The following is a 21,178-nucleotide window of genomic DNA, read 5'->3' on the forward strand; positions in this document are numbered from 1 at the left end:
CTAAGTCCTTGAAAAGGGGGTTACGGATGAGAACCGGGCGGGAGATAACCCCGCTTGGTTCTTGAATTCTTATGTCTTGGAGTTTCCGCCGCCGGCGGTCACCGGGACTTCACTTCGATGCGGCGGGCCTGCCGTTCGGCGGGCTTGTTCAGCACGAGGGTGAGGACGCCGCGGGCGAACTCCGCCTCCACGCCGTCGACCGGCGGGGTGAACGGCAGGCGCACGGTGCGGGAGAACTCGCCGCGGGGCCGTTCGCGGCGGAGCCAGTGGCCGTTCTCCGGCGTCTCGACGGCGGGCCAGGCGCCGCGGACGGTGACCTCGTCCGCCTTCACGGAGACCTCCACCGCCTCCGGGTCCAGCCCCGGCAGTTCGGCGGTGAGGATCACCGCGTCTTCGGCCTCGTGCAGGTTGAACGGCGGCAGGGCGGCGTCGGCCGCGGCGGAGGGGTTCGACAACGCCCGGTCGAAGGACCGCAGCAGGCCGTTCATCTCACGGCGGACGTCGTCGAGCTCGGCAAAGGGATGACGGGTGACGAATCGCATGGCAGTGGCTTTCATCCAGAGAAACAGGGGGAAACCGCTACGGCTGCCAACTTGGGCGGCCGGGTTGACATCCTGCAAGCAGCGTGCCGAACCGCTCAGGCGTACACCCCGGAGCCGCCCGTCCGAACGGGCCGGATTCTCGCGTCGGCGGGGGGCGGAACCGGCGAAACGGAGCGACCGGCACGGTCCCCGCCGCCGGGGCGATCGACGGGAGCGACACGTCCGGGGGCCGTTTCCGCCGGCCGGTCCGACGGAGCGACCGCCGCTCACCGAGGCCTGCCCGTTCGGCCGATGCCCGCTGCGTCCCCCGTTTGTACGGGGGCTCACTTCCAACACTCCGCACAGCCGCACGGACGGGGCAGGGCGATGACCAACACTGCTGCACGCACTTCCAAGACCGCTTCCTCCCCGATTCCGGAGGTCGCGGCCATCCGCCCCGCCCGCCGCGGCGGGGTCTCCCGAACCTTGGGGCGCCTGTCCCGGCTGACGCTGGGCGCCGGCGGGGCGGCGCTGTTGCTGGCGCCCTCCGCCGCGATCGCGACCCAGGCGGGGCCGTGGGCCGCCGCGGAAATCACCGCCGGTTGGACCGCCGCGGAGGCCGCCGGCGCCGGGTTGCTGGTCGTCGCCGGGTTGTGGGCGGTCGTCGCCCTGGCCCGCCGTCCCCGCTGGGAGGTCGCCCCCGCCGCCTCCCGCGACGCAGCTGTCCCGGCCGAGGCTCCCCGGAGCCTCGCCCTGGCTGAGCGGACCGTCGCCGGCTCCGCAACGAAGAGCGAGACGAAGAACCCCGCCCCCAAGCGGGTGGACGACGTGGACCCCGCCGCGGTGCGGTCGACCTGGTCGGCTTCCGCGTCGAAGAAGGTCGCCCGGCCGGAGGACGCCCCGGCGACGATTCCCTTCCCCGCCGCCGCCGTCGCCGAACGGGCGGAGGAGGAGGAGGAGCCCTCCTACCGGCAGGAATGGCCGGAGGAGTGGGGCGACGAGGGGAACGAGCCCTCGGTGATCCGCTTCGAAGACGTGCCGAAGACCATCCAGGTCGGCGAGCGGGTCATCGACCTGACGGAGATGGACTTCGACGGCGGCAAGGAGGACATGCTGAAGGGCCTTTCCAAAAAGGAGCGGCGGACCGTCCGCAAGGCCCTGCGGACTCGCGAACGCATGCTGATGCGGGCCGCCTGAGCCGCTGACGCGGGCCGCGTGAGCCGCCCGTTCCGCAGACCGCCGACCCGGCGCCGGGCGCGAGGACCCTCGCCCCGGCGCCGGGTTGTCGTTCGTGCCGGAGCCGGGTCGGCGTTCGTGGGAGACTGCGTGGGGCTTGTCGGAAACCGTCGGTGCGGTTTTTCCCGGGTCGGAAACCGTCCCCGGCGGGTTTGACGCGGCGACCAAACCGCCGGCAGGATCAGCGGGTCGCTCCCGGTCCCGCCCGGTCCGCCCGGACGCCGCCGGCCCGCCCCGGTCCGTCGCCCCCGTCGCCATGTCCGCCTCCATCGTCGCCGCCCGCGGCAACACGATCTTTCCCGTCGAAACGTTCGGCGACACGCTGATCGTCCTGCCGAAGGGGGACAAAGCCGGCTTCGGCGAGGCGGACTTCCGGGTCGAATGCGGCCGCGTCTCCGCCGCCCTGCGGGACCCGCTGTACAAGAACCTCGTGCTGGACTTCACGCTGACGAACTACGTCGGCGGGAACGTGGTCGAGGAGTTGCAGGCGTGGGTCTCCCAGGTGCGGGAGCAGGGCGGACGGGCCGTCGCCTGCGAGGTCAGCCCCGACATGCGCAAAGGGCTGGAGGTCTCCCGCCGGGCCGACGACTGGGAGTTCTTCGACACCCGCGACGACGCCCTCCGCGCCGTCGCCCGGGAGACGGCGGGCCAGAAGCTGACCCGCTGGGCCCCCTCGATCGCCACCGCGCTCACCGTCCTGCTGCTGATCGGCCTGGGCGCCTGGCTGCTGACCGGCCGGCAGGCCGAGCGGCGGCAATACGCCGCCTTGGAGGAGATCTGGCAGGATTATGCCAAGATTCGGAAACGGAGCCCCGACGAACGCGACTGGCAGGTGCAGGCCGAGCCCCTGGTGAAGCGGTTGGACGCGCAGATCGCCGAGCTTCAGGCGATGCTCCCGAGCCAGTACGCGGCCCGAAACACGCTGCTGGCCGTGGCCCGCCTGCGGATGAAGCCGATTCTCCTCGAACCCCGCGCACCCGATCCGCGGGCGGAGGGCGTCGAAGCCGGGCTCGCCTACATCCGGGCGAATCTCGCGGGCGGCGCCCAGACGGATTACAAGGAGCTCGAGGCCCGTTACCTCGCCACCCGGCCCAGCCTGGGGTTCGGGGCGCCCGCCGTGGCGACCGATTCGTCCGCCGGCAGCGAGGAAGGGGCCTCGTCCGAAGCCGCCGACCCAGCCGTGGAGTCCATACCGATCCCCGAGCCCGCTCCCGTGGTGGAGCCCGTCCCCTCGCCCGAGCCCGGATTGTCCGGGGAGCCGGTCGCCGAGACCGTCTCGCTGGAGTCGGTACCGCCGCCGTCGGAGCCCCCAGCCGAAGAACCGGCCGAGGAGCCGAGCGCCGAGCCGGTCGGCGCCGCGGAGAGCGGCGAGTCGGACGTCGCGGCGTCGGCCTACGACCCGAACCGCCGCCTCATCCCGGTGGCGACGGGGCGTTCGCCGGACTGACGCACCCCGCCGCCGCGATCGCCGCGCAGCAGGCGACGCCGACCCAGCGGGTCGGACCGTTCTCGAACACGATCGCCCCGTTCACGGCGATGAACCCGAGGAACGCCCCGACGGTCACGTCCAGCCAACGCGGCCGGGCGGCGTGGCGGTCGGGCCGGAGCAGCCACCAGGCCGCGTCCGTCGTCCAGACGGCGGCGAACAGGTAGTTGATCCAGACCCCGCCGCCCCAGTCGATCCCGGTGAGGGCCTGCGTCTGCCGGGCCGTCTCGCGGACGGCGTCCGCGTGGCTCCAATCGTGCGCCACGCTGAACGCGGCGGCGAGGTGGGCCCACATCGCCGCCGCCCCGGCAGCCCAGCAGCCCCGGGCGAGCCGATCGAACCGCAACCGCCGGGCGACGAACCCGGCGGTCAGCAGCCCCAACGAAACCCGCACCGTCCAGACGACGACGGCGTCGTCGAACGCCGCGGCGCCGGTCACGGCTGCTCTTCGACGTCCGCTTCCGGCGTCTCGTCCTCAAGCATCTCGCCCTCGAGCGTCTCGCCCTCAAGCGTCTCGTCCTCAAGCATCTCGCCCTCGAGCGTCTCGCCCTCGAGCGTCTCGCCCTCAAGCGTTTCGCCCTCAAGCGTCTCGTCCTCAAGCGTTTCGTCCATGAGAACGTCCTCGGGCGCGTCGGCGTCCGGTTCGACGCCCTCCGGCGTCCCCTCCAGCAGGTCGATCGCCGGCTCGCCGGGGATCTGCACGCTCATCTCGCTGTACTCCCAGTCGCCGCCCGGGGCGGCGGTGCCGACGACGTGCACGGTGCCGCTGCCGTTCGGGCCGGAGATTTCGTAGGTCAGGTCGGCGTCGCTGTTGCCGTTTGTGTTGTTGAAGGAGCCCTGCACCAGGAAGGCGGGTTCGATCGGGGCGCCCAACGCCTCCTGCACGTCCGCGTCGGCCTGGGCCGCGGCGAGCGACTCGGCGTACGGCGGGGAGGACTTGAGGGCGCCGAACGCCCCGCCCACCACCGCGAACAGGCACCCGCCGCACAGCACCAGCGGCGTCAGGCAGCCGACCGGCGCCGCCCACAGCCAGTTCCGCGACCACCACCCCCGCTGCTGCGGACGGGATGCGACGGCGGGATCATCAAACGAATCAGCGGACGGCATGGCAGGCGGTTTGTGGCAGGGGGGTTGGGGGCAGGAAAAACTCCCCGCGGGGAACGCGGGGAGAACGTCTTCAAATCACCGAGTCCGGATCGCCCGGGGCGCGGCACGGTCGCAGTTCACACAGTCGCAGGTCACACGATCGCAGATTGCGTCGCCGCCCGCGCCCAACGATCGACCTCCATCAGGCCGGCCAGGGTCGGCTCGGCCTCGAAGGGGTGTTCCTCCAGGGCCCGTTCGCAGAGGCGGGCGATGTCGGGAAAGCGGATCTCGCCGTGGAGGAAGCGGTCGACGGCCACCTCGTCGGCGGCGTTCAGGGCGGCGCCGGCCGTGCCGCCCCGCTCCGCCACCCGCGTGCCGAGATTCAGGCCGGGGAAGGCCGTGCGGTCCGGCGGTTCGAACGTCAGTTCGAAGGCCCGCGACCAGTCGAACTTCGCCGTCGGCCCCGGGCGGCGGTCCGGGTGCGTGAGGGCGTACTGAATCGGCAGTTTCATGTCCGGCGGGGACAACTGGGCCAGCACGCTGCCGTCGACGTACTCCACGAAGCTGTGCACCACGCTCTGCGGATGGACCGTCACGTCGATCCGGTCCGCCGGCAGATCGAACAGCCAGCGGGCCTCGATCAACTCGAACGCCTTGTTGAGCATCGTGGCGCTGTCGATCGTGATCCGCTTGCCCATGTCCCAGGTGGGGTGAGCGAGGGCGTCCGCGGGGGTCACGTCGTGCAGCGACTCCGCCGGGCGCCCGCGGAACGGGCCGCCGCTGGCAGTGAGGATCACCCGCCGCACCTGATCGCGCCGCCCCGCCAACAGAGCCTGGTAGATGGCGTTGTGCTCGCTGTCGACCGGCAGCAGTTCGGCGCCGGTCTCGGCGGCCCGGGCCGTCACCAGCGGGCCGGCGACCACCAGCGTTTCCTTGTTCGCCAACGCGACCCGCTTGCCCGCCTCCACCGCCGCCCAGGTGCCCCGCAGGCCGGCGGCGCCGACGATCGCGCTGAGGACCGTGTCCGCGTCCGGGTGGGCGGCGACTTCCTCCACGGCCTGCTCCCCGAACCGCAGTTCGCAGCCGGCGGGGAAGGCGGAACGGTCCACCTCCGCGGCGACCGATTCGTCCGCGAGCACCGCGATCTTCACCCCGTGCCGGCGGCACTGCGCCGCGAGCGTCTGCCAGGAGCGGTGCGCGACGAACGCCAGCGGGATCAGCTCCTCGCGGGCCGCGAACACGTCGCAGGCGCTCGTGCCGATCGAGCCGGTCGAACCCAGCACGACGACCCGGGAGGAATGGACGGACAACGGCGGAACCGGGGGCGGGCGAATCGAGCGGAGACCGCACGATAAAAGGGGGCCGGGCGCCCCACAACGTCCGCGGGCCTCGGCGCCGCGCGAACACGGGACGCGGCCCTGCGACGGGTCGGCCGATTGACCGGCCCCTGCCTTCGCTTAGGGTTATCCGCCCGGCCCGCGGTCGCCGTCGTCCCTGACCGTTCTCCCCCCAAGCCGACCGCCGTGCCCGACGCCCCCCGCGACCCCGCCGGCGATCCCCCCCCGCCCGAGCCCGCCCCCCGTGCGCCCGGCGACCGCGGCGGCAAGGGCAAGCCGTCCGGCAAGGGGAACCGCCCCGGCCCGGGCAACCTGCTCTGGTTGGGCCTCGTCGCCGCCGCCGTGCTGGGGCTGATCGCCCTGACCACCGGCGGCCGCAGCGGCAAGGAGATGTCCGTCACCCGCTTCCGGGCGTTGATCGACGACGGCACCCTCACGGCGGAGAGCACGAAGAACGTGCGGTTCGGCCCGACCGCCGTCAGCTTCCTCGGCCCCCCGGGACTGACGCCTGACGCCGACGGCGAACCCTCCCCCGCGGAAGTCGCCGCGGAACCGGACGAGTCGGAGCCGAACGACGGTGCTCCGGACGCCGCGGAGGCCCCGCTGTCGACCGCCTACCGCGTGCCGATCTATTCGCTGCCCAGCGAAACAAAGACGGCGCTGGAGGAGAAAATGGGCGCCGCGGGGCTGGATTACTCCGCCGCGGAGCCGCAGCCGGAGTGGGTCGGTCTGGCGATCCTGTTCCTGCCGGTGCTGTTGTTAGTGGGCATTTTAGTGCTGGTGCTCAAGAAATTCGGCGGCCCCGGGGCGGCGATGAGCTTCGGGAAAAGTCGCGGCCGCCTCGCCGCCCAGGACGACGTGGAAGTGACCTTCGCGGACGTCGCCGGCATTGACGAGGCGAAAGAGGAATTGAAGGAGGTCGTGGACTTCCTCAAGACGCCGCAGAAATATCAGGCCCTCGGCGGCCGCATCCCCCGCGGCGTGCTGCTGGTCGGCCCGCCGGGCACCGGCAAAACCCTGCTGGCGAAGGCCGTGGCGGGCGAGGCCGGCGTGAGCTTCTTCAGCCTCTCCGGCAGCGACTTCGTCGAGATGTTCGTCGGCGTCGGTGCCGCCCGCGTGCGGGATATGTTCAAGCAGGCCGGCGAAAAAGAGCGGGCGATTATATTTATCGACGAATTGGACGCCCTAGGAAAAGCCCGCGGCGGCGGCGCCCCCGGCGGGCATGAAGAGCGCGAGCAGACCCTCAACGCCCTGCTGGTGGAAATGGATGGCTTCGACAGCGGCCAGTCCGTCATCGTGATGGGCGCCACGAACCGCCCGGAAACGTTGGACCCGGCGCTGCTCCGCCCCGGCCGGTTCGACCGCACCGTGACCGTCGACCGCCCCGATAAGGCGGGGCGGCTGGCGATTCTCAAGGTGCACGCCAAACGGATTCGCCTCGGCACGGGCGTGGACCTGGAACGCATCGCCGGCATCACCCCGGGCTTCGTCGGGGCGGACCTGGCGAACCTGATGAACGAGGCCGCCCTGCTCGCCGCCCGGGCCGCGAAAACGGCGGTCTCGATGACGGAACTCGAGGAGGCGATCGAACGCGTCGTCGCCGGCCTCGAAAAGGGCACCCGGCTCATCCACGACGAGGAGAAGGAGCGGGTCAGCTATCACGAATGCGGCCACGCCCTGGTCGCGTGCAGCCTGCCGCACACGGATCCCGTGCATAAAATCAGCATCATTCCCCGCGGCATGGGGCTGGGTTATACGCTGCATTTCCCCGCCGACGAGCGGATGCTGACCACCCGCACGGAGCTGTTCAACCGCATCTGCTGTTTCCTCGGCGGCATCGCCGCGGAGGACCTTGTCTATGAAGAAGCCAGCACCGGGGCTCAAAACGATTTGCAGCGCAGCACGGATATCGCCCGCCGCATGGTCACGGAGTTCGGCATGAGCGAGGTGCTCGGCCGAGTGCATTATTCCGACGCCCGCACCAGTTTCCTCGGCCCCCAGGCGGCCGGCGAGACGTTCCACGCCGAGCAAACCCTCCGGCAGATCGACCTGGAGGTGAAGGCCCTCATCGACCGGGCCGGCCAGACCGCCGCGGAGATCCTTACCGCCCGCCGCCCGCTGCTGGACCGGATGGCGAAGGAATTATTGGAGGTGGAAGTGATGGACGCCGCCCACCTCAAACGCCTCCTCGACGAGGACACCACCGGCCCGCGGCTGAGCCTGGGTACAAAGATCGGCGCCAAGAACGGCGTGCCGACCGAGATCGAACTGCCCTCCTCCGACGAGGCCACGAACGAACACGAGGGCATCGACGTCGCGTGAGGGCGTTATTCTCGGCGGCATGTCCGCCGAGCCGCCCCTCCCCGACGTCGCCGCGTCCTCGCGGGCGCTCGCAGAGCGAGAGCCGTTCCCCGTAAGTCGGGCGGCGGGGCCGTGGGTGTGGGCGCTCGCGGTCTTGGGACTGTTCCTGGCGGTCCTGCCGTTCTACCGGTACGACGCGCCGGCCTGGGACGTGCTGCGGGTCTGGTGGCCGTACGACCCCGACGGCCCTCGGCACCCGATGGACCTCCCGTTCCACCTCCGCCGCGACCATCCGCACCCGGACCCGCAGCGGGAACTGGAGCCGACGCGGCTCGGCGTACGGGTGGCGGCCCCGCCGGGAGGGGGCGCCGCGATCGCTCGGCACTGGCGGGCGCTGGAGGTTCGTTGGAACGGCCCGCCGTTCGCCAACGTCAACGACGCGTCCCATTACGACGACCAGCGGACGGGCGACCCGTATTCGATGGAAGGCGCCCCTCAAGAGGTGAAGGACTGGTCTCTTTGGGAGTCGGAGCCGGCGTGGGGCGTCAGCGTCCGACGAACTTTCTGGGGTCCGGGCGCTACCTTATTGCCGACGGAGGGGCGGCTCGCCTGGAAGCAGTTGGACCTGACGGTCGGGATTGTGTGGTTGCTCGGCCCGCCGCTGGTTTGGTCGCTGGTTCGCTCCGTCTCGTTTCTCCGCAGCGCCCGTCCGCCCGCTGAACCGTCTCGCTGGAGGCTGGCGGCGCGGCCGTGGGTCGGCACGTTCGCCGCGATCGGCGGGGGCATGCTCTTGCTGAACGGGACGTGGGATACATCCGGCCGTGAACACGGACCGACAATCCGTGACACCCGCGTCACGCTGGTCGCCCGCCGCGATCGTTTTTCGGCGATCCACCCCCTCTTCCTGCGGCTCACGTTGGACCTGCCCCGGGAGGCCCGGCAGACCGGCGTCGACGTGCCGTCCTGGGTCGTCGGCTCCCGCCGCTGGGGATTTCAGGCCGATCGACGCGACTCGGGCCGCACTCTCCCGGGATATGCAGTATTCGATCATGACGACCCCCGCGGCGGGCGCCCGCGGGTCGCGTTTAACCTCTCCCTCTGGTACGTCCTGCTGCCCGCGGCGTTGTGGAGCGGCGTGAGCCTGTGGCGGACGCGGGCCGGACGCATGCGTCCGGCTTAGGCACGGCCTATCCTGTCTCGCATGGCCGCCGAGATCGAGAACACTTACGCCGAAGCCTTCCGCAGTCTGTTTGCGGAGGTCCTCGTCACTGCCCGGGACCGGACCTGGCTGGACCACGCCTGCGCCAACGCGACCGGGCACGCCAGCAGCACGATCCTGTGCGACTGCGAAGCGGGCGTCGCCACGTACCTCAACCCCGCCGAGACCCCCGACGGCCGGCCCGGGGCCGTGCTGCAATTTCACGTCCCCCGCTTCCGCAAGGACCGGGAGGAGGCGCTGTATCAGTCGCTCCTCAAGCGGGTCAGCCAGAATATTCTCACCTGCCCCACCGCGGCGGCGTTCAGCCCGATGGGGGAAGATATTGAAGCCGGGCGGTCGATCCCGCTGGGGCGGAAGATCGCCTACTTCGGCGACGGGTACGAGTTTGAAGACCGCCGCCACGGCCGCGACGTGTGGGTGATCCCGATTCTGGCCGGCGAATTTATGCTGGACCGGGACTTCGGGTTCCGCGACGGAATCATGGGCGGGAACCTCTGGTTCTTGGGCGAAACGGCCGACGCCGCCCTCGACGCCGGCACGGCGGCCGTCGCCGCGGTCGCGGACTGTAAGGGCGTGATCGCACCCTTCCCCGGCGGCCTCGCCGGCTCCGCCAGCAAGGCGGGGTCGAACTATAAATTCCTCATCGCCAGTACCTTCGCGGAGTGGTGTCCGACGTTAAAGGGGAAACTCGGGGAGAAAAGCCTCGTGCCGGACGGCGTGGCCGCCATTCAGGAGATTATTATCAACGGCCGCGATCTGGAGAGCGTGACGGCCGCCACCTACGCCGCGATCGACGCGGCCAAGAACACGCCCGGCCTGCGGTTGATCCGGGCCGGCAACTACGGCGGCCGGCTCGGCAAGAGTTTTATCCCGCTGATCCCGGGCGAGACGCCCTGGGAGGAATAGGAGTTGTGTTCTTACTAACCCGAAGCGTCAGCGAGGGATGCGGGCACAGCCCGCCCCCGCTTCGCGACGCCCCTCGCTGACGCTTCGAGTTGGTATTCGAAGAGGTTCCACAATCACTCGGCCGCCGGTCGGGCGTCGTATTCCTTGCCGGGCCAGCGTTCCCACCAAGCCTGAAAGCGGCGGAGCTGCGCCTCCGCGTAACGGGCCTGGCTGGGCGAGAGCCGGTCCGAGACGTTCAACTGATGCTCGTAATCAGCGTCGCCCGTGAGGAACAGGAGATATTTGTAGTGGAGGACGAGGTCCGGTTCCTCGTCGAAGCGGGACAGGACCGCCAGCGCCTCGGCCAGTTCCCGGGCGCAGCGGTCCGCGTCGGGATCGCCGCCGGCGGCGGCTTTGCAGAGGCAGACGAGCGTCAGGACTTCCCGCGGCAGGCAGTTGCCGATGCCCGTGATCGCCCCCGCCGCCCCGCAGCGCACGAAGCCGTGATAAACCTGAGTATCGACTCCCGCCAACAGCAGCAGATCGTCGTCGGCGGAGGTGATGTGCTCGGCCGCGTAGCTCAGCGACGCCGCCCCGCCGAACTCTTTGAATCCGACGAGGTTGGCGTGGTCGCGGCGTAGTTCGAAGAACAGCTCCGCCTTCGTTTCAAAGCCGTAATAGGGGCTGTTATAGATCACCGTCGGCAGGTCCGGGGCCGCGGCGAGGATCGCGTCGAAGTGGTTCCGCTGGGCCGCGGGCGAGGCGCCGCGGGAGAGCACCCGGGGAATTGCCATCAGCCCCGCGGCCCCGACGGCCGCGGCGTGCTCCGCGTGGGCGACGGCGAGGGCCGAGTTCTGGGCGCCGGTTCCAACGACCACCGGCACGCCTGCCTCGACCAGCCGGGCCACGCCCTCCTGCCGCTGTTGATCCGTCAGGAGCGGCCAATCCCCCATCGACCCGCAATAGACGACGCCCGTCATCCCCGCAGCCGTCATCTGCAGGCCCTTGCGGACCAGCGCCTCGTAGTTCACGACGCCGTCCGCCCCGCAGGGCGTCATCAGGGCGGGCATGCAGCCGCGGAACACGCGGGCGTCGACGGGCGGGCGGGGGACGGACATGCGGGCGGCGGAGCGAGGACGGGACCTGCCGCACAGGGTAACGCTCCGGCCGGCCGGCCTTCATCCCGCCACGCCCTGACAGCGCCGGCAGGCGTACATCGTGCGGCCGCCGAGTTCCCAGACGTGGGTTTCGTCCCCGCAGCGGGGACAGCGCGGCTGCCGATAGATGCGGAAGCGGTCCATCCCCGTTAATTCCGCCCGCGATTTGCCCGCCTCGCGGGCGGTGCGGGTGACGATCTTGCCGTACTCCAGACCGGTCTTCATCTGCCGCTTGATCGTTCGCCAAAGGGCGGCGAACTCCTCGTCGGAGAGGCTGTTCGCGGGGCGGGCGGGGTCCATCCGTAGTTCATAAAACGCCTCCGCCCGGAAGATATTGCCCACGCCGCTGACGACCGGCTGATCCATGATCAGCGCCCCCGCGGGCTTCTTCGACTTGGCGAACGCGGCCCGCACCCGGGCCTCGTCGCCCCGCCGCGGGGCGAGCGGGTCCGGGCCGAGGCGGTCGTGAATCGCTTCGACCTCATGCGGCGCGAGCGTTTCGCAGGCGGTCGGGCCGCGGAGATCGAAGCCGACAACCGGGCCCGGGTCCTGCGCACCCGGTGTGGGGGGCAGCCGGCCGGCGCCGTCGTCGGTGCGAACGAGCCGGACCCGCACCGCCCCGACCGGCTCCGGCACGGGCCGCGTCAGCGGGGCGAACTTGCCGTAGCGACCCAGATGCACGTGCAGGAACGACGAACTGCCCGGTTCGTCCTCTCCGCCGAACTCATAGAACAGGTGCTTGCCGTGGGCGGAGACGTCGACCAACCGGAGGCCGTCCAACTCCGCGGCGCCCGTTCTGAACCGTCCCTGCGGGCTGCTGACGGCGTAGTCGGCCCCGGCAAACGCCGCCCGGTGCTGGGCGGCGAGGTGATGAACCTTGTGACCCTCGGGCATTTTTAAGGCAGATGGCGGAAGGGCGAGGGCGGCAGGACACGGTGTTATAGCGCACCTCCTTCCGCCTTCCGCCCTCTCCCTTCCGCCTTGAGCGTCAGTCGCCGCCGACGCCGCTGAGCCAGACCAGGAAAGCTACGGCGAGCACGACCATCCCCACGATCTGAAGAATCCCGCAAAAGACCTCCCCGCCGGGGACGAACAGCAGGAGCAGCGAGGCGCACATCGCCGCCACGGTCACTTCCGCGATGCGGGCGCCGAGTTTGCGGCTGTCGGCCAGCAGTTGGCTGCGGGCCCGGTTGACGATTTTGTCCGCCTGATCCGGGTCGCAGCCGGCGGCGATCAGGCGGGCGCGGACCTGGTGCGGGGTGCCGCGGGTCTTCAGCGCCCGCACCGCCGCGGCGATGCGGTCCGCCTCGGTCGGGGTGCGGCGGGTCGCTTCGCCCTCGCCGTCGCCGTCGGGGGCGTCGGACTCCGCGGCGGCGGCGGTCGCGGCGTCGGCCTCGAACGGGTCGGAGTCGGACTCGGGCGGCAGGGCGACGGCGGCGTCATTCATCGGCTTCGGCCGGTTGGTCCTGCGGTTCCCCCGACGGCTCCTCCCGCACGACCCGCACGCCGGCGGCCTCCAGCGCCTTGATCTGCTCCGCGGCGGCGTTCCCCAGCGGGTTGCCGGCGAGGTAGAGCCGCAGATACGGGGCGAACCGGCGTTCCCCGGCGGCGTCCTCGGTCGCGGCGGCGGCCAGCGGGGCCAGGTCGGCGATCTCGTTCTCCTTCAGGATGAGGAACCTCAGGTCCTTCAACCCGGCCAGCGGGGCGACGTTCGTGATGCGGTTGCCGGAGAGCGTGACCGCGCTGAGCCACTTCAGGTCCGCCAGCGGGCCGAGATCGGTCAGGTCGTTCTCCGCCAGATCGAGGGAGGTGAGCCGGTCCAGATTCTCCAGCGGGCCGAGGTTCGTCACCTTGTTGCCCGACAAATACAGGGCGGAGAGCCGCTCCAGCCCGACCAACGGGGTGAGGTCCGTGACTTCGTTGTCGTCCAGCTTGAGATATTGCAGGCCGGTCAGCCCCTTCAGCGGATCGAGCGACGTGATGTTGTTGGCGGACAGATCCAGCGATTGCAGGCTCGTCAGCTGGGTCAGCGGGTCGAGGCTGCTTACCTCGTTGCCGGACAGGTCGATCAGGGAAAGGTTGACCGCCCGCTCCAGCCCGTCGAGCTGTTTGACCCCCTCGCCGGGCGCCCGCAGGAAGAAGAGGTTCCGCAGGGCGTCCTCCTTCAGCTCGGCCTTGGCGTCGAGGCGCAGCTCCCGGCGGACGGCGGCCTCCAGGGCGTCGTCGGGGATCAGCTCCGGGGCGGGCGCTTCCTTGGGCGCCTCTGGCTTAGGCGCCTCCGGGGCCGGGGCCGGTTCGTCCGGCTCCTGGGCGAGAGCCGGGGCGACGGCGACGGCCCACGCCGCGGCGAGCAGTCCGAGCGTCGCCAGACGGAGAGAGGCGAAACGGAGCGGCGGGGCGGGTCGGCGGGCCATCGGCGGTCGGGCGAGGCGTCGGACGGGGACGGGCCTGTTAGTCTACGAGCCCGTTTCCCGGCCCCACAACCGGCGTCGGCCCGCACGGTTCGCCGCCTCCCCGGCCCGTCGCCCCCCTCGACCGTCGATCCACCCGACCGTGCCCAAGCGCCCGCTCCTCGGTAATCATCAGAAGTGCTGGATCCGCGGCCGCCATGCGGTCGCGGGCGTGCTGCGGGTGGGGTGGGAGCCGTACGAGGTCCGCATCGCGGAGACCGCCGACCCCGCCGCCGCGGACGAGGTGACGCTGACCTGCGAGGCCCGCGACGTGCCGGTGATCCCCTCCCACGCGGCGAACCTGACGAAACTGTGCGGCGGGGCGGACCATCAGGGGTTCGCGGCGAAGATGCCGCCCTTTCCTTACGCCGACGCCGCCGGGCTGTTCCGCAAGCCGCCGGCCCTCACGGTCGTGCTGGACGGGGTGCAGGACCCGCACAATCTGGGGGCGATCCTGCGGGGCGCCGCGGAGTTCGGGGCGAACGCGGTGTTACTGGCCGAAACCGGGGCGGCGGGGGTCTCCGCCGGGGCGGTGCACAGCGGGGCGGGGGCGGTCGGGGCGGTGCCGATCGCCCGGTCGGCGGACCTCGCGGAGACGCTGGCGGATCTCAAATCGAGGGGCGTGCGAGTGGCCGCGGCGACGCTCGCCGGGGACGCCGTCGCCCCGTGGGAGGCCGATCTCGCCGCCGCCCCGGACCGCCCGCTGGCGCTGGTGATCGGTGCGGAGTGGCGGGGCGTCTCCCGGCCGATCGCCGAGCTGGCGGACGCCCGGTTGCGTCTCCCGACCGGCCCGGTGGGCAGCCTGAACGCCGCGGTCGCCGCGGGGGTGCTGCTGTACGAGATCCGCCGCCGCGCCGAGGTCTGATAGCCCGAGGCGCGGGGATGCGCCGGATGAGTGATGAAGAAGGTTTGAAGACCGAGCGGCCGGCCGCCGGCGGCTTCCGGCGTTCGACCGCCGCCGACAGGATGCCAGTCCGCTCCGCCCGTCGTCCCGCCGGTTCATGCCCGTTCGCCCGTTCGCCCCGCTGCTGGTCCTTGGAGCGCTCGCCGTCGGCTGCGACGCCGGCCGCGACCCGGAGCGGGCGGCGCCGGTCGGTTCGCCGGTCGTCCCCTTGGCGGACCGCCCCGCCGCCGCGGCGACGCCCGGTGAGTGGCTGACTTTGCACGGTCCCGGCGGCCGCAACGTCGCCCCGGACCGCGGGTTGAACTGGGACTGGCCGGACGCCGGCCCGCCGGTCGCGTGGCGGGTTCCCTGCGGGACCGGCTACGCCTGCCCAGTGGTCGCGGAGAACACGGTAATCCTGCTGCACCGCGTCGGCCCGGACGTCGGGCCGTTCGCCGACAGCGCCGCCGAACTGGGCGGCGATCGGCCGATCGAACGCCTCGCCTGGTTCGATCTCGACACCGGCGCCCCCGTCGCCGACGCCCCGGCCCGATTCGAATCGGACTATCCCGGCCACAGCGGCGCCCCCTACGCCACCCCCGCGATCGGCCGGCGAGGAGCCGACGGCGTGCGCCGCGTCTACGCCTACGGCGCCGCCGGCGGGTTGCGGGCGGTCGATTTCGACACGGCGGAGGAACTGTGGAGCCGCGACCTCGCCGCGGAGACGCAGCCGGAGGAGAAGCCGTTCGCGACCTCCGCCAGCCCGGTCGTTTTTCAGGCGGACGACGGTGCCGAGCGCGTGCTGATCGCCACCGGCGGGACGGTCCCGAACACCGGCCTCACGCTGCTCGACGGCGCCACCGGGGAGACCGTCTGGCAGGCGGTGGACGCCCGCGAAAGCTACTTGACGCCGCTGCTCGTCACGGTGCACGGTCGCCGGTTCGTCGCGGCGCTGATGAAGACCCGCCTGCTGATCGCCGACCCGGCGACGGGGGAGGAACTCGGTTCGCTGCCGTTCGAACTCCGCACCGTGGACGCGATGAACGCCGCCAGCCCGGCCGTGTGGGGCGACGTACTGTTCGTCGGCAGTGGCCCCAGCGGGCGGACCGCCGGCTGCATGGCGGCCCGGATCGAGCCGGACGGCGCCCTCGCCGAACTGTGGCGGAACCGGCGGGGGCTGGACCCGCAGTACAATTCGCTCGTCGCGGCGGACGGCTTCGTGTACGGGTTCGGTTCGAACCTCAACCAGCAACAAAAACTCCGCTGCCTGGATCTGGCGACCGGAGAACTCGCCTGGCTGTGGGACGACGATCTGCGTCGCGGCCACCTGCTCGCCGCGGACGGCAAGCTGGTGGCGCTGGGCGAACGCGGTCTATTGGCGGCGCTGGCACTCGACCCGAGCGAACCGGCCGTCGTCGCCCGCTCCGCGGAACCGGTGATCGAGGGCGTCTGCTACACGACCCCGGCCCTCGCCGACGGGCGCCTGCTGCTCCGCACGGAGTTGGAGATGGTCTGCCTCGACCTGCGGTAACCGGCCGACGGTCCGCCCGCCGCCGCTCACTAACGCGTATCCCGGCGAATCATCTTTTCATACCTGCCCGGAGCGCAAGCTCCGGCCGTGCGTCATTCCATTCGCCCGCTGTGCCGACGGCCGATGCTTGCGCATCGGGCCGGTAATCGCTCCGCCGTTCCGCCGGCCTCGCCTCACACCCGCAGCGCGTCGATCGCCTTGCCGTCGCGCTTCTTCGGGCCGAGGCGGTCGGCGACGCCCATGCCGGCCAGCAGGGTGTTGTAGACGTCGAGCCCCTCCGCGTTCGCGTCCAGCACGGCGCCGGTGCGGAAGCGGCCGCCGGCGCCGGTGATCGCGTGGAATACGCCGGACAGCTCCCGTTTCACGTCGTTGTGCCGGCCGTCGCCGGATTCCGTGGAGATCGTCACCAAGGCGTTCTCCAGCACGGTGCGGCCGTTCGCCTCGCGGGCCTCCTCGCCGGCGAGCAGGTTCAGGAAGTAGGCGACCTCCCGCATTTTCAGGTGGGCGTGGGCTCGCAGGGCTTCGTTCGGGCGATCCTCGCGGAACTGGTGCCACCACTCGTGGCTGCACCCGGCGGCGCCGGATTTGCCGAGCTGTTTTTTGTCGTCGAAGGAAAAGATTTTCTTGCCCCCGTACTCGTAGTCGCCCGTCAGCCGGATGCGTTCGCCGGCGGCGAGGTAGGTGAGCGAACCGAACCGCACGCGGTCGGTGAGGATCGCGTGGGCGTACAGGTCCGCGACGAGCCGCCACTCGGTGGTGAGGTCCGTCAGGGTGATGTCGACGCCCTCGCCGCCCGGGTCGGCCTCGTCGCCGTGGCGGAGCTTCGACTTCGGCGGGGCCGGCGGGAGGGCGGCGGTTTTGGCGGCCTTCTCCCCCTCCAATGCGAGCGTGCGGCGTTCGTACTCCCGCACCCGATCGAGGTGGTCGGCCAGCCGTTCCCGGCTCGCCGCCCCCAGCGGGCCGCGGGGGCCGGAGAGGTACTTCGCCTGGGCCGCGACGGCGTCCAGCACGCTGCGGGTCAGCCGCTCGCTCCGCGGATCGGCGGGGGCGGCGCCGTTCGTCCCGGGGGCGGCGCCGAACACCCGGGCGAACAGTTCGCCGGGGCTCTCCTGCATCGGGGCGGCGACGGTGCCGTCCTCCCGATAGCTGTGCACGTAGCGGCTCAGCCGGCTGCGACGGAAGAAGGTGCCGGCCACCAGCGTAGGAATCATGCCGTCCGGCGTGCGGCCGTCCGGGTGGGCGGCCCGGCGGATCAACTGATCGAGGCTCGGCCCGCCGCTCTTGGCGTCGCCGTCCGGCGGCTCGGCGGTGAAGGCGCCGCTGGCCCCGTCGAAGTGGGCGTTGATGCCGCTCTCGTCGCACCGCACCTGATCGACGTTCCGCAATACCGCCAGCTTGTCCGCCAGCGGGGCCAACGGCTCGAGCACGCCCTCCAGCTTGCCGTTCTTCGTCGCCTCCGCCTGCAACGGGGCGGGAATGCCCAGCCCGAAAAACAGGTTGAAGGCCCGCACCGGCACGCCGCCGGCGGCGGTCGGGGCCGCGGCGAGGGCCGGCGCCGCGGCGAAGGCCCGGGCCCCGAGCATCTCCTCGAAGAACGGCAGCCCCACGGCGACCGCCCCGAGGCCCTTCAGCACCGCCCGCCGGGGCACCGGCGTGCGGGAGGTCGCGGATTGCGGGGCGATCATCGGGGGGCGGCGTTCGGAGAGGCGGAGGAGAGGGAGGCGGGCTCGGTGGGGGCGGTCAGCGTCAGCTCGCTGCCCGCGATCGCGGCCATCACGGCGCGGTAGGAGCCGGGTCCGTGCGGGGCGTCGGCAGACCAGGCGGCGTCGTGAATCGCCTGCACGGCGGGCTCGTCGGCGGGAGTCAGCGGGCGGCCGAGGGCGAACTGCGTCAGCTTGCGGGTCAGCCCCCGCCGCACCGGCTCGCCGGCGGCGATTAGGTCGAGGAACTCCGCGGTTGTCGCGAAGGTCGCCTGTTCCCCGCCGGGCAGCTTGACCGCCCCGTCGGTCCGCAGGGCGTTGCCGTGGTGGTCCTTCGTGCGGAACCCGCCGAGCCCGTCGTAGCGTTCAAAGGCGAAGGCGAACGGTTCGAACTGCACGTGGCAGCCGGCGCAGGAGGCGTCCGCGAGGCGCTTCTCCGCCATCTGCCGCTGCGAAAGCCCCGGCCCCGCGGGGACCGGGGTGGTGTCCACGCCCGGCGGCGGGTCGCCGATCGAGCCCAGCAACAGGTCCCGCAGGACGAACAGCCCCCGGGAGACGGTGCTGGCCTCGTCCCCGCCGACGGTCAGCGTGGTCCCCTGCGTGAGCAACCCGCGGCGGGGGGCGTCCTCGGGCAGATCGACCCGCCAGGGGGCGCCGGCCCGCTCGGCGATCTCTTCGTCGCTCAGCGCCCGGTCGTAGATCGCCACCCGGTGCAGCGTGCCCCGCCACGGCCGGTCGTCCCCGATTTCCCCGGCGAGGGCCAACCGAAAGCCGTCGTCCCAGTTGCCGAAGGAGCCCTCGGTGCTGCGGTTGCCCCGCATCGCCCCGTCCACCCACAGCCGGGCCAGCCCGGTGGAGCGGCGGGTGAACACGACGTGCGTCGGCCGGTCGGTTCGCACCGCGTCGTCCGTGCTGGTGGACGGCAGGCCGTTGTTGTCGGCGTTCGAGGTGGTCCGCAGGCGGGCGTCGTACTTCTTCCCCTCCTGGGCGAGGGTGACGTTCCGCTTCGACGACCCGCCGGAGAGCGTCACGATCCGGGCCGGGCCGGCCTGCTTGGCGTCGGCCGGGGTGAGCCAGACTTCGATCGTGACCTCGCCGGACTTCTTCAGTGCGGCGGTGAGGCGCTTGGCCGGGCGGGGGGCGGAAATCTGGGAGGGGCCGTCGATCCGCAACCCGGCGGGGGTGCGGCGGACCTTCGCCCCCTTGCCGATTTCCAGATCCAGCGGCTCCCCTGTCCCGAAACCGTCCTGGCCGGAGAGGTCCCGCACGATGTTGCCGTCTCCGGCGAAGTCGTAGACAGCGACCACGCCGGCCGGCTCCGGCGGCGCCAGCAGCACGGCGTTCTCGGCGAGGGCCCCCCAGTCCTGCCCGTAGTGGGCGGCCAGTCGGGGGGTGAGGAAGGCCGTGCGGTCGGTCAACAGGGCGGTCAGCGGCCGCTCCGACCAGGCGACGTGGTTGAAGAACGCCCGCGTCTCCCGCCGCATGTCCCCCGCGAGCGCCGGGTTCCAGTTCGGGAACCGCTCGGCCGCGGGGCTGAGGGCGTCCAGCCGATCGAGGTTCAGCCACTCATGGGCGAAGCGGGCGGAGCGGTCCCGGGCGCGGGGGTCGTCCAGCAGCCGGGCGATCTGTTTCTGAAGGGCCGCCCGGCCGGCGGGGTCGGCGGTCAGTTCGCCCCGCTCCGCGGCGGCCCGCAGCGCCGCGTCCGGCGGGGCGCCCCAGAGGGTGTAGCTCAGCCGGTTCGCCAGTTCGTGCCCCGTGACCGGCCGGGTCGTGCCGTCGCCCCGCTGGGTTTCGATTCGGTAGAGGAACCGCGGCGATTGCAGCATCGCTTCCAGCACGAGGCCCAGCGCCTCCTCCTCGGTCCCCCCCTCCTTCCGCATGGCGTCCGCCACGGCGAGGAAGGGGGCGGTTTCGTCCTCAGACAACGGCCCCCGCAGGGCCAGTGCGCCCAGCGCTTCGATCCGCTCCCGCGGCGTCTTCCCCGGGGCGTGTTGTTTCAGCAGGGCCGGCAGATCCGCCCGGGCGACCGCGAGGCGGGCCAGTTCGGCGTAGGCCCGGACGTGCTCCAGGTCGACGGCGAGGTTGTACGCCGTGTTGTGAAAACCGTCCGCCCGTAGGTCGGCGGGCAGCAGGCGGGCGGCGTCCGCGGCGAGGTCCACGCCGGTGACGGCCCGCACGCTGGCGAGGTACTCCGGCGCCGTCAGCCGCCGCACCCAGCCGGCGCCCGCCGCCTCGCCGCCGGCGGCGTGCAGCACGGCCCACGGCTCCGCCTTCGGCCACGGGGCGCCGGCGTCGAGCCACTTCTTCAGAACCGCCTTCTCCGCTTTTGAGAGCGGCGGACCGTCCGGGGGCATCGTGTCGGAGTCGACGTATTGCCACAGCGGGCTGTCGTCCGCCTTACCGGCGACGACCGCGGCGCCGTTCACCCCGCCGGCGGCCAGCCGATCGCGGTGCGACAGATCGAACCCGCCCTTCCGCGAGGTGGGGCCGTGGCACTCCAGGCAACGTTTCGCCAGGACCGGGGCGACCTCCGCGAGGAACCGGCGTTCCTCCCCGGTCGTGGCCGGCGCGCCGTCGGCCGCTCTCAACCCGCCGGCGACGACTCCGCACCACAACGCCGCAACGACGAACGGACGGCACGCGTCAAGCACGCCTGAGCCTGGAGTGGAGGAGCGAGACCCCGGAACGGAGTCCTTCGATGCGAGCGTATCGCTCCCCCGATTCCGAAACAATCGCCGGGCGCCCCTCCCCGCGGGGCAGGGCGGGGCGGGGGTCAGCGGGGCGTTTTTGCGTCCACTTCGAAGATCGCCTCGACCTCCACGCAGACGCCGCCGGGCAGGCTGGCGATGCCCAGGGAGCTGCGGGCGCAGCGGCCCTGACTGCCGAACACCTTCGTGAGCACCTTGCTGAAGCCGTTGACCACCGCCGGGATGTCCGTGAACTCCGGCGTGCAGCGGACGAAGCCGGTCACCTTCACCGGCCGCACGACGTGGTTCAGGCTGCCGATCTCTTTCCGCACCGTGGCGAGCATCTGCCGGGCGACGTATTCCGCGGCCTGCTGGGCGGTCTCCACGTCCACGTCCTCGCCCACCCGGCCGACGTAGCGCACGTCCGAGGCCGGGGGAATGTGGCCGGAGAGGTACAACAGGTTCCCGCACCGCACGATCGGCTCGTAGACGCCGGCCGGCTCCGGCGGGGCGGGCAGGTTGATCGATTCGTCGAGCAGAACTTCTTCGGGCGTCATGGGGAAAGGCAGAAGGGGGAGGGCGGAGGGTGGAAGGAGGGCACGATACCAAAGTGCCGCCGGGTCTCCTCTCGCTCCACCACCTCTTCCTTCCGCCTTCCGCCCTCTATCCTTCCGCCTTGGCGCAAGGGTGCGGCGGCGG

18 protein-coding genes are annotated in these 21,178 nt (G+C 71.7%); 7 read left to right on the plus strand and 11 right to left on the minus strand.

All coding sequences use genetic code 11. The features are described 5' to 3' along the window. Nucleotides 1–98: 98 nt before the first annotated feature. Nucleotides 99–557 carry an Hsp20/alpha crystallin family protein gene (locus CA12_RS11855; protein WP_165700708.1) on the minus strand — a complete coding sequence of 153 codons (459 nt, stop codon included), beginning with the start codon at nucleotides 555–557 and terminating at the stop codon, nucleotides 99–101. A 351-nt stretch (nucleotides 558–908) separates the two neighbouring features. Between CA12_RS11855 and CA12_RS11860 the strand changes: the two genes are divergently transcribed. Both CA12_RS11860 and CA12_RS11865 read left to right on the plus strand, forming a co-directional pair. Then, on the plus strand, nucleotides 909–1,718 hold the full coding sequence (locus CA12_RS11860; RefSeq protein ID WP_145359141.1) for a hypothetical protein: 810 nt from the start codon (nucleotides 909–911) through the stop codon (nucleotides 1,716–1,718). A 295-nt stretch (nucleotides 1,719–2,013) separates the two neighbouring features. After that, the gene (locus CA12_RS11865; protein ID WP_145359142.1) at nucleotides 2,014–3,204 is read left to right on the plus strand and encodes a hypothetical protein; all 1,191 of its coding nucleotides are present in this window, start codon (nucleotides 2,014–2,016) and stop codon (nucleotides 3,202–3,204) included. On the opposite strand, the gene CA12_RS11870 is transcribed toward CA12_RS11865, so the two are convergent. The 3 genes from CA12_RS11870 to dxr form a co-directional block, all read right to left on the minus strand. After that, nucleotides 3,170–3,682, minus strand: a complete 513-nt coding sequence (locus CA12_RS11870; RefSeq protein ID WP_145359143.1) for a hypothetical protein — start codon at nucleotides 3,680–3,682, stop codon at nucleotides 3,170–3,172. The genes CA12_RS11865 and CA12_RS11870 overlap by 35 nt on opposite strands. Beyond that, nucleotides 3,679–4,350, minus strand: coding sequence for a cytochrome c oxidase assembly factor Coa1 family protein (locus CA12_RS22525; protein WP_207621962.1), 672 nt, complete (start codon nucleotides 4,348–4,350; stop codon nucleotides 3,679–3,681). Before CA12_RS22525 ends, CA12_RS11870 begins: the two co-directional genes overlap by 4 nt. Before the next feature lie 131 nt (nucleotides 4,351–4,481). Next, on the minus strand, nucleotides 4,482–5,639 hold the full coding sequence (gene dxr / locus CA12_RS11880) for a 1-deoxy-D-xylulose-5-phosphate reductoisomerase (protein WP_207621963.1): 1,158 nt from the start codon (nucleotides 5,637–5,639) through the stop codon (nucleotides 4,482–4,484). 213 nt (nucleotides 5,640–5,852) lie between these two features. On the opposite strand from dxr, the gene ftsH reads away from it, so the two are divergent. The 3 genes from ftsH to fhcD are packed head-to-tail and all read left to right on the plus strand — an operon-like array spanning nucleotide 5,853 to nucleotide 10,092. Next, complete coding sequence (gene ftsH, locus CA12_RS11885; RefSeq protein ID WP_242687881.1) at nucleotides 5,853–7,988, plus strand: ATP-dependent zinc metalloprotease FtsH; 2,136 nt, start codon at nucleotides 5,853–5,855, stop codon at nucleotides 7,986–7,988. Between the two features lie 19 nt (nucleotides 7,989–8,007). Beyond that, entirely contained in the window at nucleotides 8,008–9,147 is a 1,140-nt protein-coding gene (locus CA12_RS11890) for a hypothetical protein (RefSeq protein WP_145359144.1), read from the plus strand. Nucleotides 9,148–9,168: 21 nt separating this feature from the next. After that, nucleotides 9,169–10,092, plus strand: coding sequence for a formylmethanofuran--tetrahydromethanopterin N-formyltransferase (gene fhcD / locus CA12_RS11895; protein WP_145359145.1), 924 nt, complete (start codon nucleotides 9,169–9,171; stop codon nucleotides 10,090–10,092). A 113-nt stretch (nucleotides 10,093–10,205) separates the two neighbouring features. Here fhcD and CA12_RS11900 read toward each other — a convergent pair whose 3' ends face one another. The 4 genes from CA12_RS11900 to CA12_RS11915 all read right to left on the minus strand — a co-directional run bounded on the left by CA12_RS11900 (nucleotide 10,206) and on the right by CA12_RS11915 (nucleotide 13,642). After that, a complete protein-coding gene (locus CA12_RS11900; RefSeq protein ID WP_145359146.1) occupies nucleotides 10,206–11,189 on the minus strand; it encodes a dihydrodipicolinate synthase family protein in 984 nt (327 codons plus the stop codon). A 60-nt stretch (nucleotides 11,190–11,249) separates the two neighbouring features. Further along, nucleotides 11,250–12,122, minus strand: coding sequence for an Fpg/Nei family DNA glycosylase (locus tag CA12_RS11905; protein WP_145359147.1), 873 nt, complete (start codon nucleotides 12,120–12,122; stop codon nucleotides 11,250–11,252). A 94-nt stretch (nucleotides 12,123–12,216) separates the two neighbouring features. Next, on the minus strand, nucleotides 12,217–12,675 hold the full coding sequence (locus CA12_RS11910; protein WP_145359148.1) for a hypothetical protein: 459 nt from the start codon (nucleotides 12,673–12,675) through the stop codon (nucleotides 12,217–12,219). Then, nucleotides 12,668–13,642 (minus strand): leucine-rich repeat domain-containing protein, encoded by a 975-nt coding sequence (locus CA12_RS11915; RefSeq protein WP_145359149.1) that lies wholly within the window; start codon nucleotides 13,640–13,642, stop codon nucleotides 12,668–12,670. The genes CA12_RS11910 and CA12_RS11915 overlap by 8 nt, the downstream gene beginning before the upstream one ends. Before the next feature lie 139 nt (nucleotides 13,643–13,781). Between CA12_RS11915 and CA12_RS11920 the strand changes: the two genes are divergently transcribed. Then, the gene (locus CA12_RS11920) at nucleotides 13,782–14,543 is read left to right on the plus strand and encodes a TrmH family RNA methyltransferase (protein ID WP_165700709.1); all 762 of its coding nucleotides are present in this window, start codon (nucleotides 13,782–13,784) and stop codon (nucleotides 14,541–14,543) included. 136 nt (nucleotides 14,544–14,679) lie between these two features. Next, a complete protein-coding gene (locus CA12_RS11925) occupies nucleotides 14,680–16,092 on the plus strand; it encodes an outer membrane protein assembly factor BamB family protein (protein WP_145359151.1) in 1,413 nt (470 codons plus the stop codon). Between the two features lie 173 nt (nucleotides 16,093–16,265). Here the strand turns inward: CA12_RS11925 and CA12_RS11930 are convergent, their stop codons facing one another. The 3 genes from CA12_RS11930 to CA12_RS22070 form a co-directional block, all read right to left on the minus strand. Next, entirely contained in the window at nucleotides 16,266–17,777 is a 1,512-nt protein-coding gene (locus CA12_RS11930) for a DUF1552 domain-containing protein (protein ID WP_145359152.1), read from the minus strand. Next, nucleotides 17,774–20,443: a DUF1592 domain-containing protein gene (locus tag CA12_RS11935; RefSeq protein WP_165700710.1), complete on the minus strand. Its 2,670-nt coding sequence runs from the start codon at nucleotides 20,441–20,443 to the stop codon at nucleotides 17,774–17,776. Before CA12_RS11935 ends, CA12_RS11930 begins: the two co-directional genes overlap by 4 nt. Before the next feature lie 122 nt (nucleotides 20,444–20,565). After that, nucleotides 20,566–21,036, minus strand: a complete 471-nt coding sequence (locus CA12_RS22070; RefSeq protein WP_165700711.1) for a RidA family protein — start codon at nucleotides 21,034–21,036, stop codon at nucleotides 20,566–20,568. Nucleotides 21,037–21,178 lie beyond the last annotated feature (142 nt).

This window comes from Alienimonas californiensis (assembly GCF_007743815.1).
Taxonomy (GTDB): Bacteria; Planctomycetota; Planctomycetia; order Planctomycetales; family Planctomycetaceae; genus Alienimonas; species Alienimonas californiensis.

Coding starts and splice junctions, on each gene's coding strand:
- CA12_RS11855 (WP_165700708.1), bottom strand. CDS start 557: ATGAAAGCCACTGCCATGCGATTCGTCACCCGTCATCCCTTTGCCGAG.
- CA12_RS11860 (WP_145359141.1), top strand. CDS start 909: ATGACCAACACTGCTGCACGCACTTCCAAGACCGCTTCCTCCCCGATT.
- CA12_RS11865 (WP_145359142.1), top strand. CDS start 2,014: ATGTCCGCCTCCATCGTCGCCGCCCGCGGCAACACGATCTTTCCCGTC.
- CA12_RS22525 (WP_207621962.1), bottom strand. CDS start 4,350: ATGCCGTCCGCTGATTCGTTTGATGATCCCGCCGTCGCATCCCGTCCG.
- CA12_RS11890 (WP_145359144.1), top strand. CDS start 8,008: ATGTCCGCCGAGCCGCCCCTCCCCGACGTCGCCGCGTCCTCGCGGGCG.
- fhcD (WP_145359145.1), top strand. CDS start 9,169: ATGGCCGCCGAGATCGAGAACACTTACGCCGAAGCCTTCCGCAGTCTG.
- CA12_RS11900 (WP_145359146.1), bottom strand. CDS start 11,189: ATGTCCGTCCCCCGCCCGCCCGTCGACGCCCGCGTGTTCCGCGGCTGC.
- CA12_RS11905 (WP_145359147.1), bottom strand. CDS start 12,122: ATGCCCGAGGGTCACAAGGTTCATCACCTCGCCGCCCAGCACCGGGCG.
- CA12_RS11910 (WP_145359148.1), bottom strand. CDS start 12,675: ATGAATGACGCCGCCGTCGCCCTGCCGCCCGAGTCCGACTCCGACCCG.
- CA12_RS11915 (WP_145359149.1), bottom strand. CDS start 13,642: ATGGCCCGCCGACCCGCCCCGCCGCTCCGTTTCGCCTCTCTCCGTCTG.
- CA12_RS11925 (WP_145359151.1), top strand. CDS start 14,680: ATGCCCGTTCGCCCGTTCGCCCCGCTGCTGGTCCTTGGAGCGCTCGCC.
- CA12_RS11930 (WP_145359152.1), bottom strand. CDS start 17,777: ATGATCGCCCCGCAATCCGCGACCTCCCGCACGCCGGTGCCCCGGCGG.
- CA12_RS22070 (WP_165700711.1), bottom strand. CDS start 21,036: ATGACGCCCGAAGAAGTTCTGCTCGACGAATCGATCAACCTGCCCGCC.